The organism is Isoptericola sp. S6320L (assembly GCF_023015685.1).
In the GTDB taxonomy this organism is placed as follows: Bacteria; Actinomycetota; Actinomycetes; order Actinomycetales; family Cellulomonadaceae; genus Isoptericola; species Isoptericola halotolerans_A.
The window spans coordinates 35,072-51,518 of record NZ_JALKAT010000006.1 but is presented as its reverse complement, the minus strand read 5'-3'; the positions used below and the strand labels follow the sequence as shown (position 1 = coordinate 51,518).

The 16,447-nt window shown below is 73.5% G+C and carries 15 protein-coding genes; 11 read left to right on the top strand and 4 right to left on the bottom strand.

The window, feature by feature from the left end:
* Positions 1 to 148: 148 nt before the first annotated feature.
* The 4 genes from MWU57_RS05380 to MWU57_RS05365 all read left to right on the top strand — a co-directional run bounded on the left by MWU57_RS05380 (position 149) and on the right by MWU57_RS05365 (position 5,746).
* Positions 149 to 2,515 carry an arylsulfatase gene (locus tag MWU57_RS05380; RefSeq protein WP_281495304.1) on the top strand — a complete coding sequence of 789 codons (2,367 nt, stop codon included), beginning with the start codon at positions 149 to 151 and terminating at the stop codon, positions 2,513 to 2,515.
* A gap of 80 nt (positions 2,516 to 2,595) precedes the next feature.
* On the top strand, positions 2,596 to 4,368 hold the full coding sequence (locus MWU57_RS05375) for an ABC transporter ATP-binding protein (RefSeq protein WP_246907777.1): 1,773 nt from the start codon (positions 2,596 to 2,598) through the stop codon (positions 4,366 to 4,368).
* Positions 4,365 to 5,141: an energy-coupling factor transporter transmembrane protein EcfT gene (locus MWU57_RS05370; RefSeq protein ID WP_246907775.1), complete on the top strand. Its 777-nt coding sequence runs from the start codon at positions 4,365 to 4,367 to the stop codon at positions 5,139 to 5,141. The genes MWU57_RS05375 and MWU57_RS05370 overlap by 4 nt, the downstream gene beginning before the upstream one ends.
* A 20-nt stretch (positions 5,142 to 5,161) precedes the next feature.
* Positions 5,162 to 5,746, top strand: coding sequence for an ECF transporter S component (locus MWU57_RS05365; protein ID WP_246907774.1), 585 nt, complete (start codon positions 5,162 to 5,164; stop codon positions 5,744 to 5,746).
* 45 nt (positions 5,747 to 5,791) lie between these two features.
* Here MWU57_RS05365 and MWU57_RS05360 read toward each other — a convergent pair whose 3' ends face one another.
* Entirely contained in the window at positions 5,792 to 6,019 is a 228-nt protein-coding gene (locus tag MWU57_RS05360) for a hypothetical protein (RefSeq protein ID WP_246907772.1), read from the bottom strand.
* A gap of 64 nt (positions 6,020 to 6,083) precedes the next feature.
* On the opposite strand from MWU57_RS05360, the gene MWU57_RS05355 reads away from it, so the two are divergent.
* Together MWU57_RS05355 and MWU57_RS05350 are read left to right on the top strand one after the other, a co-directional pair.
* Positions 6,084 to 6,704 (top strand): DsbA family protein, encoded by a 621-nt coding sequence (locus MWU57_RS05355; protein WP_246907770.1) that lies wholly within the window; start codon positions 6,084 to 6,086, stop codon positions 6,702 to 6,704.
* Positions 6,705 to 6,720: 16 nt separating this feature from the next.
* Positions 6,721 to 7,644 (top strand): LLM class F420-dependent oxidoreductase, encoded by a 924-nt coding sequence (locus MWU57_RS05350; protein WP_246907768.1) that lies wholly within the window; start codon positions 6,721 to 6,723, stop codon positions 7,642 to 7,644.
* A gap of 19 nt (positions 7,645 to 7,663) precedes the next feature.
* Here the strand turns inward: MWU57_RS05350 and MWU57_RS05345 are convergent, their stop codons facing one another.
* Positions 7,664 to 8,287 (bottom strand): TetR/AcrR family transcriptional regulator, encoded by a 624-nt coding sequence (locus tag MWU57_RS05345; protein ID WP_246907766.1) that lies wholly within the window; start codon positions 8,285 to 8,287, stop codon positions 7,664 to 7,666.
* A 96-nt stretch (positions 8,288 to 8,383) separates the two neighbouring features.
* On the opposite strand from MWU57_RS05345, the gene MWU57_RS05340 reads away from it, so the two are divergent.
* From MWU57_RS05340 to MWU57_RS05325, 4 genes are all read left to right on the top strand, one after another.
* Positions 8,384 to 9,046 (top strand): hypothetical protein, encoded by a 663-nt coding sequence (locus tag MWU57_RS05340; protein WP_106266381.1) that lies wholly within the window; start codon positions 8,384 to 8,386, stop codon positions 9,044 to 9,046.
* A 261-nt stretch (positions 9,047 to 9,307) separates the two neighbouring features.
* Complete coding sequence (locus MWU57_RS05335) at positions 9,308 to 10,984, top strand: glycosyltransferase (RefSeq protein ID WP_106266379.1); 1,677 nt, start codon at positions 9,308 to 9,310, stop codon at positions 10,982 to 10,984.
* Complete coding sequence (locus MWU57_RS05330; protein WP_246907765.1) at positions 10,981 to 11,712, top strand: HlyD family secretion protein; 732 nt, start codon at positions 10,981 to 10,983, stop codon at positions 11,710 to 11,712. The genes MWU57_RS05335 and MWU57_RS05330 overlap by 4 nt, the downstream gene beginning before the upstream one ends.
* Positions 11,709 to 13,868, top strand: coding sequence for a glycosyl hydrolase (locus MWU57_RS05325; RefSeq protein ID WP_246907763.1), 2,160 nt, complete (start codon positions 11,709 to 11,711; stop codon positions 13,866 to 13,868). Before MWU57_RS05330 ends, MWU57_RS05325 begins: the two co-directional genes overlap by 4 nt.
* 43 nt (positions 13,869 to 13,911) lie before the next feature.
* Here MWU57_RS05325 and MWU57_RS18350 read toward each other — a convergent pair whose 3' ends face one another.
* Together MWU57_RS18350 and MWU57_RS05315 are read right to left on the bottom strand one after the other, a co-directional pair.
* Positions 13,912 to 14,568: a LytR C-terminal domain-containing protein gene (locus tag MWU57_RS18350; protein WP_106266373.1), complete on the bottom strand. Its 657-nt coding sequence runs from the start codon at positions 14,566 to 14,568 to the stop codon at positions 13,912 to 13,914.
* Positions 14,569 to 14,605: 37 nt separating this feature from the next.
* Entirely contained in the window at positions 14,606 to 14,902 is a 297-nt protein-coding gene (locus MWU57_RS05315) for a type II toxin-antitoxin system VapB family antitoxin (protein ID WP_106266371.1), read from the bottom strand.
* 231 nt (positions 14,903 to 15,133) lie between these two features.
* Between MWU57_RS05315 and MWU57_RS05310 the strand changes: the two genes are divergently transcribed.
* A complete protein-coding gene (locus MWU57_RS05310) occupies positions 15,134 to 16,432 on the top strand; it encodes a glycoside hydrolase family 6 protein (RefSeq protein WP_106266369.1) in 1,299 nt (432 codons plus the stop codon).
* Positions 16,433 to 16,447 lie beyond the last annotated feature (15 nt).

The window sequence follows — 16,447 nt, the reverse complement described above, 5'->3', positions numbered from 1 at the left end:
CCCGCGACTGGCATCGCGCAGATCGTGCGAACGTCGACGGGCCTGCCCTGCGCCGGATTCTCACGCGGTCTGGGTGATGTGCCTCCAGGGTGGGGATCCGTACCGTGAGCGCGTCCTTCGTCATGACCGGACCGAGCGGAGCCCACCGATGCGTCCTGACCAGCACGCCCGCACGATGCTGCCCATCCCGGACCGCACGCCACCCGGGCCCACGACCTATGACGCGCGGGACCCGGACACGGCGTTCCGGCCGATCGAGCCGCTGCTGCCGCCGGAGGGGGCTCCGAACGTGGTGGTGATCCTGCTGGACGACGTCGGGTTCGGCGCCTCGAGCACCTTCGGTGGTCCGTGCCGCACCCCGACCGTGGAGCGGCTGGCCGGTGGCGGCCTGCGGTTCAACCGGTTCCACACCACGGCCCTGTGCGCCCCGACGCGGCAGGCGCTGCTCACGGGCCGCAACCACCACTCGGTCGGCATGGGAAGCATCACCGAGACCGCGACGTCGGCCCCCGGGAACAGCTCGCTGCGACCCAACACGAAGGCGCCCCTGGCGCTGACCCTGCGGCTCAACGGCTACTCGACGGCGCAGTTCGGCAAGTGCCACGAGGTGCCGGTGTGGCAGTCGTCGCCGATGGGGCCCTTCGACGCCTGGCCCTCGGGCGGGGGCGGCTTCGAGACGTTCTACGGCTTCATCGGCGGTGAGAACAACCAGTGGGACCCGGCGCTGTACGACGGGACGACGCCGGTGGAGCCGCCGGCGACCGCCGAGGAGGGCTACCACCTCACCGAGGACCTCGTGGACCACGCGTCGGCGTGGGTGCGCCAGCAGAAGGCGCTCATGCCGGACAAGCCGTTCTTCGTGTACCTCGCGCCGGGCGCGACGCACGCACCGCACCACGTGCCCGCCGAGTGGATCGAGAGGTACCGGGGGCAGTTCGACGACGGGTGGGACGCGCAGCGTGAGCGGACGTTCCGCCGGCAGAAGGAGCTCGGGGTGATCCCGGTCGACGCGGAGCTGCCCGCCCGCCACGACGAGATCCCTGCGTGGGACGACATGCCGGACGACCTCAAGCCTGTGCTGGCACGCCAGATGGAGGTGTACGCAGCGTTCCTCGAGCACACCGACCACCACGTGGGGCGGTTCGTCGACACGCTGGAGGACCTCGGGGTGCTCGAGGACACGCTCGTCTTCTACATCGTCGGCGACAACGGGGCGTCGGCGGAGGGCACGGTGAACGGCGCGTTCAACGAGATGGCGAACTTCAACGGCATGGCGGCGCTGGAGACCCCGGAGTTCATGCGGTCCAAGCTGGACGACTTCGGCTCGCCAGACTCGTACAACCACTACGCGGTCGGGTGGGCCTGGGCCATGAACTCGCCCCTGCAGTGGACCAAGCAGGTGGCGTCGCACTGGGGCGGGACGCGCAACGGCACGGTGGTGCACTGGCCGCGCAGGATCACCGACGGCGGCGGCCTGCGGTCGCAGTTCAGCCACGTCGTCGACGTCGCACCGACCGTGCTCGAGGCGGCGGGGATCCCCGAGCCCACGATGGTCAACGGTGTGCTCCAGTCGCCCGTCGAGGGCACGTCGATGCTGTACGCGTTCGACGACGCGGAGGCACCCGAGCGGCACGACCTGCAGTACTTCGAGATGTTCGGCAACCGCGGCATCTACCACCGGGGGTGGAGCGCCGTCACCAAGCACCGCACGCCGTGGGACATGGTCGGCGGTGACCTGGTGGCGTTCGACGACGACACGTGGGAGCTCTACGACGGCGCGGCGGACTTCAGCCAGGCCCGCGACCTGGCGGCGGAGCACCCCGAGATGCTCGCCGGACTGCAGCGCCTGTGGTTGATCGAGGCGGCCCGGTACGGCGTGCTCCCGCTGGACGACCGCACCGCCGAACGGCTCGTGCCGGAGATCGCCGGGCGTCCCACCCTGATCCACGGTGACTCCCAGCTGTTCTTCCCCGGGATGGGCCGGCTGTCGGAGAACAGCGTCGTGAGCGTGAAGAACAAGTCGTTCTCGGTGACGGCAGAGGTCGAGGTGCCCGCCGCCGGAGCCGGCGGGGTCCTCATCGCGCAGGGCGGGCGGTTCGGCGGCTGGTCCGTGCACGCCACGGGTGGCCGGCTGACGTTCACCTACAACGTTCTCGGCATCCACCGGTACGACGTGGTCGCGGACGAACCGGTCCCGGCCGGCACGCACCAGCTGCGTGCCGAGCTCGCCTACGACGGCGGCGGGCTGGGCAAGGGTGGCGACGTCACGCTGTTCCACGACGGTGCGGCGGTGGGGCACGGGCGTGTGGAGGCCACGCAGCCGCTGGTCTTCTCCGCGGACGAGACCACCGATGTCGGGCGGGAGTCGGGCACCTGCGTGTCCGACGCCTACGACGCCCGCACGAGCCGGTTCACGGGACGCATCGCCTGGGTCCAGCTCGACGTGGGCAAGGACGACCACGACCACTACATCTCGCCGGCGGAGCGGTTGCGGGTCGCGATGGCGCAGCAGTAGCCGGACCGGCGCCGCGACCGGGGCGCCCGGTCGTCGGACGCCCCTCGCCAGGAGGGGTGAGGTTTGCCTATCCTGACCCGGTGGCCTCACCCCTCCTGGAGCTGCGCGGCCTGCGCGTGCGGCACCACCTGCCGCTCGACGACGGCGGCCACCGGCTCGGCGACCCGGCACCCGACGGTGTCGACCTCGTCGTGCGGCCGGGCGAGGTCGTGCTGCTGCTCGGTCCGTCGGGGTGCGGCAAGTCCACGCTGGCGCTGGCGACCAACGGTCTGGTCCCGCACGTGGTGGACGCCGACGTCACCGGCACGGTCACCGCGGGCGGGCACGACGTCGCCGGCACCCGCCCGCCGCTGCTCGCCGCCGACGTCGCCATGGTCTTCCAGGACCCGGACGCGCAGGTGGTCACCGGCTCCGTGCTCGACGAGGTCTGCTTCGCGCCCGAGAACCTGTGCCGCCCGCCCGCCGAGGTGCTCGCCCGTGCCGAGGACGCGCTGCGCCAGGTCGGCCTGTGGGAGCGCCGCGGCGACGACCCGGCCCTGCTCTCCGGCGGCGGCCGCCAACGCCTCGCGCTCGCCTGCGCCCTCGCGGTGGGCGCCCGGCTGCTCGTCCTCGACGAGCCCACCGCGAACCTCGACCCCGACGGCGTCGAGCAGTTCTACGCCACGCTGCGGTCGGTCACGGCGTCGGGCGAGCGGGGCGTGCTGCTCGTCGAGCACGACCTGGACGCCGCCGTCGAGGCCGCCGACCGCGTCGTGGTCCTCGACGGCGCCGGCCGCGTCGCCACCAGCGGTCCGGTCCGCGAGGTCCTCGCCGGCCGGGCCGAGGAGCTCGCCGAGCTCGGGGTCTGGCTGCCCACCACCACCCTCGCCGCGCTGCGGTTGCGCGTGGCGGGCGTGCCGATCGACCCGCTGCCGCTCACCCCGGCCGAGCTGACCGGCGCCCTCGACGCCGTCAGCCTCCCGGCCCCCGTGGCGGTGCAGGAGCCGGACGTGCCGCCGGTGGACCGCCGGGACGCCGTCATCAGCGTCGACCACCTCACCGTCCGCCGCGGTGGACGCACCGTGCTCGACGACGTGAGCCTGGACGTCGCCCGCGGGGACCTGCTCGCGCTGGTCGGCGCCAACGGTGCGGGCAAGACGACCCTCGCCCAGCTCGTCGCGGGCGTGCTGCGGCCCCGGCGCCGCGCCGTCGCCGGGTCCGTGCGCGTGGGCGGGCTCGACCCGTGGCGGGCGGACGTCCGCGACCTCACCGCCGCCGTCGGCTTCGTCTTCCAGAACCCGGAGCACCAGTTCGTCACCGGCCGCGTCGACGACGAGCTCGCCCACGGCCTGCGGCTGCGCGGGGTGCCCGACGGCGAGGTCGCGGCGCGGGTGGACGACGTCCTGGACCGGTTCGGGCTGGGCGCCCTGCGCGACCGCCACCCGTTCTGGCTCTCCGGCGGGCAGAAGCGCCGCCTGTCCGTCGGCACGGCGATCGTCTGCCGCCCCGACGTGCTCGTCCTCGACGAACCCACGTACGGCCAGGACCGCGAGCGCGCCGTCGAGCTCCTCGACCTGCTCACCACCCTGCACGACGACGGCACCACCGTGGTGGTCGTCAGCCACGACATGCAGCTGGTCGCCGAGCACGCCACGCGCGTGGTGGCCCTGGCCGGCGGGCGTGTCGTGGCGGACGGGAGCCCCGGCGTCGTGCTGCGGGACGACGCCGTGCTGGCTGCCGCCCGCCTGCGCACGCCGCCGCTCGCCCGCGCCACCGGGGCGCTGCGCGACCCGGCGTGGCACGCCGTGACGCGGCTGGCCGACCTGCCCGCGGCGCGTCTGCCCGCGGTGCACCTGGCGGGGGCGGACGCGTGAACGGCCTGGGCGACCTGCGCACGTACAACCCGCTGGTCAAGGTCCTCGGGCCGGTCCCCGTCATGGTCTACGTCGTGACCACCCGCGACGTGCTGACCCCCGCCCTGGTCGCGCTCGGCGCGTTCGCGGTGCTCGCCGTCGCGGGGCGGCAGAGCCCGCGGGTGCTCGCCGCGATCGCCGGGGGAGCAGCGGCCCTGACCGTCGTCATGACGTTCTCGTTCGGCCTGCTCACCGACCCCGCGCTCGTGGCGGACACGACGGTGCTCGCCACCGTCGGCGGGTTCGAGGTGCGGTCCGGCGCCCTGGCGACCGGGCTGGCGACGGCGGTGCGCACCGTGGCGCTGATGATGCTCGTCCTGCTCGGCGGCCTCACGACGTCGGGCGCCGACGTCGTGCGGGCCATGACCCAGCAGCTCCACCTGCCCTACCGCGTCGGGTACGCGGCGCTCGCCGCGCTGCGGTTCGTGCCTCGGTTCGGCCACGAGCTCGAGGTCATCCGCGGCGCCCACCGGGTGCGGGGCGTCGCTCCCGGCCGGGGTCCGGTGGTGGCCGTGCGCCGGCGGGCCGGGTACGTGGTGCCGCTGCTCGCCGGCGGGATCCGCCACGCCGAGCGGGTCTCCCTGTCGATGGACGCCCGCGGGTTCGGTGCCCACCCCACCCGCACCGAGCGCACCGTCGTCCCGTTCGGGGCGCGCGACGTCGTGCTGCTCCTCTCGTTCTGGGCCGGGGGCGCGGCGTGCGCCGTCCTGGCCGCGACCCTCACCCCCGCCTGACCCACCTGCTTGGAGTCCCCATGACGTCCGTCACCACCCGCTACCTCATGACGTGCGCCGCCATCGGCGCCGCCCTGGGGGTGCTGCTCATCCCGGCCAACTTCGTCAGTGCGCCGCTCGCCGCCGCGGCGCCCATGGCCTACGCGCCGATGGTGGGCCTGTGGATCATCGGGCCGGTGCTGGCCCTGGCGCTGCTGCGCCGGCCGGGGGCGGCGGTCCTGACCACGTTCGTGGCCGGGGTCGTCTCGTCCGCCTCGCCGGTGGGCGTGTACTCGATCGTCACCTGCCTGATGGCGGGCGCCGCCGTCGAGCTGGCGTTCCTGGTGACCCGCTACCGGGTCTGGCGGCCGTGGCTGTACTACGTCGACGCGCTCGTGTTCGGCGCGGCGTACATCGCCTCGGGCTGGGTGGCGTTCGACATGGGGTCGATGGCCCCGGCCGTCCTGGTCACGTTCATGGTGCTGATGCTGGGCAGCTTCCTGGCGTGCACGTGGCTGGGCCTGTTCCTCGCCGGCCGGCTGGCGCGGGCGGGCGTGGCCCGCGGCCTCGCCCCGGCCCGAGGTAGTGCGACTCCCGCCGAGGTAGTGCCGAACGCCCCGAGGTAGTACCGCTCTCGCCGAGGTAGCAGCGCCGGCGTCGAGGTAGCAGCGCTACTCGCGCCCCGCGCGCCGGTCCGGCTCGTCGAAACCCGCGGGACGACGTCGGGCGCGCTGCAGGTAGCGGATCTCCCGCACGAGGATCGCGGCCGAGAGCGCGAACGGGACCCAGGCCCACACCCGCCCGCGCAGCGCGGCGCCGAGCGTGACCAGGGTGAAGGCACCGGCGACCACGACGGTCAGGACGCTGGCCCAGCGGATGTCTCGCAGAGTCTGGAGCACGCCCCGAGCGTATCGGCCGGGCGAGCGCTCGAACCGGTTCGGGCCCGAGAGTAGGGTGCTGGACGTGACTTCCACCGACACCACCGCTCCCGTCGTCGACGTCTACATCGATCCCACCTGCCCCTTCGCCTGGGTGACCTCCCGCTGGGCCCTCGAGGTCGCCCAGCACCGCGACGTCGAGCTGACCTTCCGCCTGATGAGCCTCTACCTGCTCAACCGCGACAAGGACATCCCCGCCGACTACCGCGAGCGCGTCGAGGCCGGCCGTGGGCAGGGCCGCGTCGCCGCGGCCGTCCAGACGGAGCACGGCCCCGAGGCGCTGTCCGCCTACTACACGGCGTTCGGCACGCGCTGGCACGACCAGGGCGTCAAGGACGTCGACGTCGTCATCCGCGAGTCGCTCGCGGAGGCCGGCCTGCCCGCCGAGCTGGCCGACGCCGCCACCTCCGACGCGTACGACGAGGCGTTGGACGCCTCGCACCACGCCGGCATGGACCCCGTCGGCGACGAGGTCGGCACCCCGACGATCCACGTCGACGGCGTCGCCTTCTTCGGCCCGGTCCTGACCCGGGTGCCGCGCGGGGACGACGCGGCCCGGCTGTTCGACGCCGCCGTCACGCTCGCCGACAACCCGCACTTCTTCGAGCTCAAGCGGTCGCGCACCGAGCGCCCCGTGCACGACTGAGGAGACCACCGACCGCATGACTCTCGACCTGCGCATCTTCACCGAGCCCCAGCAGGGCGCCTCGTACGACACCCAGCTCGCCGTCGCCCAGGCGACCGAGCGGCTCGGGTTCAGCGCGTTCTTCCGTTCCGACCACTACCTGGCGATGGGTGGTGACGGCCTGCCGGGCCCCACCGACTCGTGGACCACGCTCGCGGGCATCGCCCGGGAGACGACGACGGTGCGGCTGGGGACGCTCGTGTCCTCCGCGACGTTCCGCCACCCCGGCGTGCTGGCGATCCAGGTCGCCCAGGTGGACCAGATGTCCGGCGGCCGGGTCGAGCTCGGTCTGGGCACCGGCTGGTTCGGCGCCGAGCACGCGGCCTACGGCATCCCGTTCCCGGACAAGCGGTTCGGGATGCTCGAGGAACAGCTCGAGATCCTCACCGGGCTGTGGGGCACGCCGGTCGGCGAGACGTTCGACTTCTCCGGCACGCACTACACCCTGACGGACTCCCCGGCGCTGCCGAAGCCGACGCAGGAGCAGATCCCGGTGATCGTGGGCGGCGGTGGCCCGCGGCGGACCCCGGCGCTCGCCGCCCGGTTCGCCTCCGAGTACAACCAGGCGTTCCCGGAGCTCGACACGATCGGTCCACGCATCGGCGTGATCAACCAGGCGCTGACCGCGGCCGGCCGCTCGCCGGAGTCGTTGACGCAGTCGGTGGCGCTGGTGCTCGCCGTGGGCGCCGACGAGGCCGAGTTCACCCGCCGCGCGGCGGCCATCGGCCGGGAGCCGGCCGAGCTGCGCGAGCACGGCATCGCCGGCACCGTGACGGAGGCGGTGGACCGGCTCGCGTCGCTGCGCGACCAGGGCGTCGAGCGCGTGTACCTGCAGGTCCTGGACCAGCAGGACCTGGACCACCTGGACCTCATCGCCCGCGAGGTCGCCCCGCAGCTCTGACCGGGGACGGGAGCCCTTTCTACCCGGCCGGGTCCGGGGCGTCGTCGTGGACGACGCCGAGGACGGCCCTCCGCAGGGTGTCCTCCTCGAAGGCGAGCCGCGGGCCGTCGGCCGGCAGCGCACGCTCGATCGCGAGCCCGTTGACCACGGTGCCCAGGAACCGTGCGCGCCGGTCGTCGTCCCCGGCCGGGATCGCGCCCTCGTCGGTGAGGACGGCCAGCCACTGCTCGATGCGTCGTCGTCCGTCGCGCTCGAGGGCCAGGTAGGTCGCGACCGCGCCGTCCGACGGCTGCGTTGCTACATAGGCCTGGAAGGTGGACCGCCACACCGCCCGGGCCTTGTCGCCGGTCCCGAACAGGGCGAGGATCTGCTGCAGGCAGGCGACGAGACGGTCGACCGCGGGCCGGTCGCGGTCGCGGAGGGGGTCACCCGGGAACGCGACGTCGTACATCCCGGCGACGACGGTGTCGAGCAGGTTCTGCTGCGTCGGGAAGAAGTGCCGCAGCGAGCCGGTGCTCACCCCGGCCCGCGCCGCGACCGCACGGACGGAGAGCCGCGCCGTCGGGTCCTCGCCGATCATGGTCGCCGCCGCGATGAGGATCTTGTCGCGCGTGCTGTGCCCGTCGTTGTCCGACGTCGCCATCGTTCCCCCGTTCCACCCTCGACTAGTACACCGTGATAGCGTAGCGGCTCATCCACTAGTACAGCGTGATAGAGCGCGCTCGAGGGAGGCCCTCGCATGATCAAGCGCTGGCGCGACCGACAACTGACCAAGCGGGTCAAGCCCGGCGACGGACGACCGCTGCCGCGTTACCGGTGGTGGCACGTGCTGTCCCGCTCGCTCTTCGCCCTCGACCTCCCGGCCCCGGCCGGGGCGCCGGCCGGAGGGACGTCCTCCTACGCGGTGGACGTCCGCCACCTGGGCGACGGGTCCGACGGCGAGGTGCGCGCGCGCCTCTACGTCGACGGGGCGCTCCACCTCGTGTCCAGGCTGCCCGCCCGGTTCCCGGTGCCGGGCGGCGTGATCGAGGTCGCCACGAGCGCCTTCGGCATGAAGCGCTGCCACTTCGTCACCGCCGACGGCGCGGAGCGGCTGCTGGCCCCCGACCCCCGGTCGGCCGAGGGTCGGCGCGCGCGACTGGCACGTGACCACCCGCGGGCGAGCCGGGTCGTCGGAGCGTTGTCGACGGTGGCCGTGCTCGTCGGGCTGTGCGTGGCCATCCCGGCGATCATCGAGCCGATCTCGCAGATCCCGCTGATCGCGGAGTCCGTCGGCGTCTTCGAGTCGCCCGTCGACCTCCCGGTGTGGGGCGGCGTCGCCGTGGGGCTCGCGGCCGTCCTCGGCAGCGTGGAGCGGGCGCTGCGCCTGCGCTCCTCGTGGCTCGACAACCTGGCCAGCTGACGCGGGCGGCACGGCACCGGAGCCGCGGGAATGAGAACGGCGCGTTGCGGGCCGCGAACGGCCGTGTTGCCGGTCGGTGGAGATCTGCGGAGCGAGCGCTTTCACCCGTGACAGGTCGTCGGCACCGGTCCTAGCGTGACGAGCGGACGACGAGGTGGGTTCCCCGACGAGGGGGATCCACCTCTTGTCGTCAGGGGGCAATCCGCGCAGTACCGACACCATGCTCGACCCACCGCCGTGCTTCGCGAAGGGGACCGCCCGATGACCTCCACCCTCCACCCCCGTGCGCCGGAGCTACCGCCTCCGGTCGGACCGGCGCAGCCCGCGGCCGGCACCACCGTCCCGGGCGACCCGCAGTCCGCCGCCCGGCGTCGCGACGCGAACGCCGCCGCCCACTCGCCGTCGCTCATGCTCGTGATGATGCTGGCGACGATCGGGGCGGTCGCCTACGCCGTGTTCCTGCTCGACCCGGACCACCGCGGCGACTGGCTGCCCTACACGCTGGTGATCGTCGCCGAGTCCATCCTGCTGGCGCTCGCGCTGCTGGCGATGTGGACCGTGCTCTCCTCCGGCTACGACCCCCGCGACTTCGCCTACCACCAGGCGCGCGAACGGCTCTTCGACGCGCCCGAGGTGCTGCGGGACCGCGCCACCGACGACCCGACCCGCTGGCGCCTGTTCCTGCACGACCGTCCCGTCACCGTCGACGTCTTCGTCACGACCTGCGGCGAGGACCTCGACACGATCGCCCGGACCGTCCGGGCCGCCGTCGCCGTCCACGGCGAGCACCGCACGTGGGTGCTCGACGACGGCCGCTCGGACGGGGTGCGCGACCTCGCCGCCACGCTGGGGGCCCGGTACATCCGGCGCCTGTCCAGCGGCGGGCAGAAGGCCGGCAACGTCAACCACGCGCTGAGCATCGCCAAGGGCGACCTGTTCGTCATCCTCGACGCGGACTTCGTGCCGCGCCCCGAGCTGCTGGTCGAGACGGTGCCGTTCTTCGTGCGCGACGACGTCGCGTTCGTCCAGTCGCCGCAGACGTACGGCAACATGAACTCCCTCATCTCGCGGGGCGCCGGCTACATGCAGGCGGTCTTCTACCGGTTCGTCCAGCCGGGCCGCAACCGGTTCAACGCGGCGTTCTGCGTGGGGACCAACGTGGTGTTCCGCCGCGCGGCCGTGGACGACATCGGCGGCATGTGCACCGACTCGAAGTCGGAGGACGTCTGGACGTCGCTGCACCTGCACGAGCGGGGGTGGCGGTCGGTGTACATCCCGCAGACCCTGGCCGTGGGGGACACGCCGGAGACCATCGTGGCCTACGCCAAGCAGCAGCTGCGCTGGGCGACGGGCGGGTTCGAGATCCTGCTCCAGCACAACCCGCTGTCGCCGCGGCGCAACCTCACCCTGGACCAGCGCCTGCAGTACTTCGTGACCTCGACGCACTACCTGTCGGGGATCGCGCCGCTGCTGCTCCTGCTCGTGCCGCCGCTGCAGATCTACCTCGGCCTGGCGCCGATGCGCCTCGACGTGTCGGTGGGCACCTGGGCCCTGTACTACCTGGGCTTCTACGGCCTGCAGATCGCGATCGCGTTCTTTACCCTCGGCTCGTTCCGCTGGGAGGTGCTGCTGCTCGCCGCGGTGTCCTGGCCCATCTACGTCAAGGCGTTCTGGAACGCCCTGACGGGCAAGCAGCAGGCCTGGGCGGTCACCGGCCGGGTAGGCCGTGGGACGAGTCCGTTCGAGGTGATCGTCCCGCAGACGCTGTGCTTCGTGTTCCTCCTGGTGACCTCCGTGGTCGGGGTGTGGCAGTACCGCGACGACCTGCTGCCGAACCTGTCCGTGGCCTGGAACGTCACGAACACCGTCATCCTGGGCGGGTTCCTGCTCACGGCCGTGCGCGAGCACCGGGCCGTCGTCGCGGGCGGTGCCGCATGACGTGGGCCACGCGCCTGAAGCTGGCGGTCGGCGTCGTCGTCGTGCTCGCGCTGTGCGCCACCCTGACCCTGGTCCTCAACCGCCGGATGAGCCAGGCCACGTCGGCGCAGGCGACGATCGTGGCGGAGGAGGTCGCCGTCGGGGCCGACTACGCCGGGACCGTCGTGTCGGCGCACGTGGAGCCGGGGGACGAGGTCGCCCAGGGCGACCCGTTGTTCACGATGCGCAGCCTGCTGCTGGCGCACGACCTCGCCGTCGGCGTCGTCTCCCGCAAGGCGGCCTCCTACGAGGTCAGCGGCGACGGCGAGATGACGGTCGTGGCGCCCGTCGACGGCGTGGTCTCGGAGATCGCGGGCACCCCGGGCGGCTTCGTGCAGTCGGGGGAGGTGGTGGCCACGCTGTACCGGGACGGGTCGACCGCCGTCGACGCCCGGCTGCTGCTCGACCCCGCCGACTTCGCGCGGGTCCGACCCGGTGCGTACGTGCGCATCACGCTGCCGGACCAGAGCGAGGTCCCGGGCGAGGTCTCCTCGATCGCCGTGAGCAACACGCGCAACCGTGCGGAGGCGACGATCGTGGTCGGCAGCACCACGCTCTCGCAGCAGGCGGGTGCCGGGCTGGTGCAGCCCGGCACGCCCGTGGTCGCGAGCGTCGAGCTGCACGACGACGGCCCGTTCTCGGGCGTCGACCTCGCCTTCCAGCGGTTCCTGCAGAGGATCGGGCTGTGACCCGCCGCGGCGTCGCGCTCGCGGTCTGCGTCGCGGCGGGCCTGGTGGCCTCCGGGTGCACGGCGGCGTCCGCACCGGTGTCCGCACCGGCCGCGGCGCCGTCGTCCGGCACCGGCGTGGCGAGCGCCGCGCCGCCGGCGGTGGACCCGACGGTGCTGCCGGCGGTGGACCGCGGCGAGGTACCGATGCGCCTCGCCGACGGGCTGGCACCCCCGACCAACCGGTGGTTCTCCGGCCTGGTGTTCGGCGAGGCGCCGCAGCCGGTGTTCCCGCTGCCGCTCGCCGTCGGCCTGACGGCGTCCGGGTTCGCGTACGGGCTGCCCACCGCGCGGGCGGAGGGCGCCGTGCTGGCGGGGCCGTACGACCCGCAGGTGCAGATGGACCTGCGCGAGCCGGTCACGGGGATCGTCACGGACTACGACGCCGCGACGGTGAGCGTCGACCTGGTGGCGGGCGACGCGAGGGTGCTCGGCACCCTGCACCTCACCCGCGGCTCACCGGTGCTGCGGTACACGGCGGCGGGCGACCAGCAGCTCGGGCTCGGCGTCCCGTTCGCCGCCGGCGGGGACGGCCTGCCCGACGACGTCGCCGCCGCGGACGTGGACGGCCGCGCGCACGTGCTCGTCGGCGCGGGCGACCTGGACGTGGCGGCCGCCCTGGACGGGACCGGCACCACCCTGGCCCTGGACGAGGGCGCCTCGGTGTCCTGGCTCGTCGCCCCCGACGCGGGCGAGCAGCTGGGGGCGCTCGCGGACCTCGTCGAGGCGGTGCGCGACCCGGTCCGCGGCACCGTGGTCGGCTACGAGACCGGCGCCGAGCAGGTGACCACGTCGGTGACGTACGAGACCGCCGGCGGGGGCCCCGCCGTCGTCGTGCGCTGGCCGCACCAGCAGGACGCCGTGGCCGGGCCGGACAGCACGGGCGACGCTGAGACCACCTGCGGGCTGGGCACCTACGCCACGGTGCGGGGGACCGTCGAGACGTGCCTCGCCACCACGTCGGCCTGGCGCTCGCCGGCACGCGAGCCCGCGGCCGGCCCCGACGTCTCGGGCCTCGACGGAGCCGCGCGCGACGAGCTCGCCGAGCAGGTGCGGGCCGACGCCGCGACGGTGCTGGCCGAGGTGCGGCCGGCGGACACGTACTTCGGCGGCAAGGGGCTGGCCCGCGACGCCGACCTGTGGGTGCTCGCGCGCGACCTCGGGCTCGACGGCGTGGCCGCGGACCTGCGGGCGAGCGTCGTGGCCGACCTGCGCACCTGGACGGAGCCGGACGGCTGCGCCGACCGGCCCGAGCGGTGCTTCACGTGGGAACCGACCCTGCGCACCGTCGTCGGGCAGGCGACCTCGTTCGGTTCCGAGGAGGGCAACGACCACCACTTCCACTACGGCTACTTCCTGTACGCGGCGGGCGTCCTGGCGGCGGACGACGGCGCGCTGGCCGCGGACCTGGCGCCGGTGCTGGACCTGCTCGCGGCCGACGTCGCGGCCGGTGCCGACGTGCCGGTGAGTGACGGCGCCCCCGTGCCCGGACTGCGCGTGCTGGACGTCGTCATGGGGCACTCGTGGGCGTCCGGACAGTCTCCCTTTGCCGACGGGAACAACCAGGAGTCGGCGTCCGAGGCGGTCGCGGCGTGGCACGGGCTGGCGTTGTGGGCCGCGGCCCGCGAGGCGGCCGGGCTGGACGACGCCGGGATGGGCGAGCAGGCGCGCTGGATGCTCGCGCTCGAGGCGGCGTCGGCCCGCGCCTACTGGACGGACTTCGACACCACGGACCCGGCGGCCGCGGGGCTGGAGGCGTCCGTGACGTCGCTCGTGTGGGACGGCAAGCGGGAACGAGCCACGTGGTTCTCGGCCGAGCCGAGCGCCGCGCTCGGCATCGTGGTGCTGCCCGTGACCGAGGTCTCGACCTATCTCGGCGAGGACCCGGCCCGTGTGCGGGCCAACCTCGAGGAGGCCTTGGGCACGGACGACCTCTGGGCGGACCCCGCGACCTGGGACGTCCTGTTCGGCGACCAGCTCCTGATGTACGCCGCGCTCCTCGGGCCGCAGGACGCGGCGTCGGCGCTCGACGTCGCCCGGGACCTGCCGGACGAGCGGATCGACGACGGGTCGACGCGGTCGCGGCTGCTGGCCTGGCTGCTCGCGCGCGCGGCGTAGCGGCGCGGGCTTCGGCCTCGCCGCGGTTCGGGCCTCGTCGCGCTCAGGCCTCGTCGGGGGCCCGGCCGCGCCCGTACTCGCGCTCGACCGGGTCGAGCTCGGACGCAGGGACGCAACCCGGCATGTTCTCGAGCGGCTCGTCGGCGGCGAGGGGGATCTCCTCGGCGGGCAGCGGCTCGGACCAGCCGACGCCGATGAGGAGGTCGACGACCTTGCCGCCCCGGTCGTCCATGACCAGCTCGACGTCCGCGAACTGCGCGGCCAGGGTGTAGGCCTGCACGATGCCCTCCGCGCCGTAGCGGATCTCGGAGGGCCCCTCGACCAGGTCCGGGAAGTCGCCCGTGTCGCGGACGTCGAACCCGCGGTCCGACAGGACCTCCTCGGCCGCTCCGGCGAGGGCGAACCGCGGGTCGGCGGCGTTGAAGACCCGCACACCGACCTTGTCGTACCGCATCGGCAGGACCCCGTCGGGGGAGTCCTCGTCCTCTGGCAGGCACGCCGGTGCCATGTTCGTCACGTCGGCGCTCGGGGTGAAGATCGGCTCCGCGATCGGCGAGTCGATGGTGTCGGTGTAGATGGCGAGCGCGCCGAGACCGAGGACCACGAGGAAGGCGATGATGAGCCCGAAGACGACCGCCTGGCGCTCGTGCTTGCGCCGGCGGCGGGCGACCCTCGCCGGGTCCTGGGCTGGTGACGTCACGCGAAGAAACTACCTGAGATTCCGGGTCCGGGAGTGGTCATCCCACGGCGAGGACGCGAGCGTGGAGGATCGGTCGCTGCTGGAGCGCCGCCCGGACGGCGCGGTGCAGGCCGTCCTCGAGGTACAGGGTGCCTTGGTACTCCACCACGTGGGCGAAGAGGTCGCCGAAGAACGTCGAGTCGTCGGCGAGGAGGGCGTCGAGGTCGAGCGTGCGCTTGGTGGTCACGAGCTCGTCCAGACGGACCTGGCGCGGCGGGACGTCCGACCAGTCGTTGGTGCTCTCGCGCCCGTGGTCGGGGTACGGACGCCCATCGCCCACGGATTTGAAGATCATGGCAGCCATCGTAGGGGCGGCACCTCGTCTTTGAATCATGCTCCAGGCAATGGTTCGTCACGATACCGTCACGATCGGGCCGAAGCCCGGGATTCCTGTGCCCTCCGGCTCGGTTCGTCCGGGCAACCGGCATTGACGTGATGGGGATCACACGAGATGGTGGACCCTGTCGCCCGGTGTGGTAGCGCTTCCATGCCGGCTCGGACCGACATCGGATCGAAGGAGATCTCCATGTCCCACCGCGTACGCCTGGCCGCTGCCACGGCAGCAGCCGCCCTCTGCCTCACCGCCCTGGTCGGGGCCGGCCCGGCCGGCGCGCACCCGCCGCGCCCCGCCGACCCGGAGCTGTGGGTCGACCCGCACAGCTCGACGCGGGGCCACATCGCCGAGCTGGGGCTCACCGGCGACGCCCTGGCCGACGCCGAGCTCCTCGCCGAGATCCCCACCGCCACCTGGTTCACCGCGGGGTCGCCGCGGTCGGTGAAGCAGGACGTCAAGAAGGTGGTGGTCCACGCGCACGCGGCCCGCCAGGTGCCGGTGCTCGTCGCCTACAACCTGCCGTTCCGCGACTGCGCCCAGTACTCCGCCGGCGGTGCCACCTCCGTCGCCGAGTACGAGGCCTGGATCGACGGCTTCGCCCGTGGCATCGGCAACAAGCAGGCCGTCGTCGTCCTCGAGCCGGACGGGCTCGGCATCATCCCCTGGTACACGACCTTCGAGGGCACGCAGGAGTGGTGCCAGCCCGCGGAGGCCGATCCCGCCACGGCCGCGGCCGAACGGTTCGCGATGCTGAACTACGCCGTGGACGCCCTCGGCGAGCTCCCCGGCACGCGCGTCTACCTCGACGCCGGGCACAGCGGGTGGCTCAACGTCGGGGACAACACCGACCGGCTCCTGCAGGCCGGCGTGGAGCGCGCCGACGGGTTCTACCTCAACGCCTCGAACTACCAGTACACGACCAACCTCGAGGCGTACGGGCGGTGGATCAGCTCGTGCCTCACGATGGTCACCGAGCTGGGTGCCGCGCCGGGCGACTGCGGCAACCAGTACTGGAACGGCGGTCCGGCCACCGACTGGGCCGGCGCCGAGCTGACACCCTTCACCGAGTGGTCGTCCGGCCCGCTCGACGAGGTCCCGCTCGAGCAGAACACCATCGGGATCGACTCCCGCTACGCGGCGGCACTCGGTGACACCGAGCCGAGCACCCACTTCGTGATCGACACCTCGCGCAACGGTCAGGGACCGTGGGACCCGGCGACGTCGTCGAACACCTACGCCGACCCGGAGGACTGGTGCAACCCGCCCGGGCGCGGTCTCGGCGAGCGGCCGACCCTGGACGTCGCGGACCCGCTGATCGACGCCTACCTGTGGATCAAGGTGCCCGGCGAGTCGGACGGGCAGTGCTACCGGGGCACTGGCGGACCGCTCGACCCGGAGCGGGGCATGGTCGACCCGCCGGCCGGCGCGTGGTTCGTGGAGCAGGCGGACGAGCTGATCGCCCTCGCCGACCCCGCGCTGACCGCGCCGTAGGAGCAGCGGCCCAGA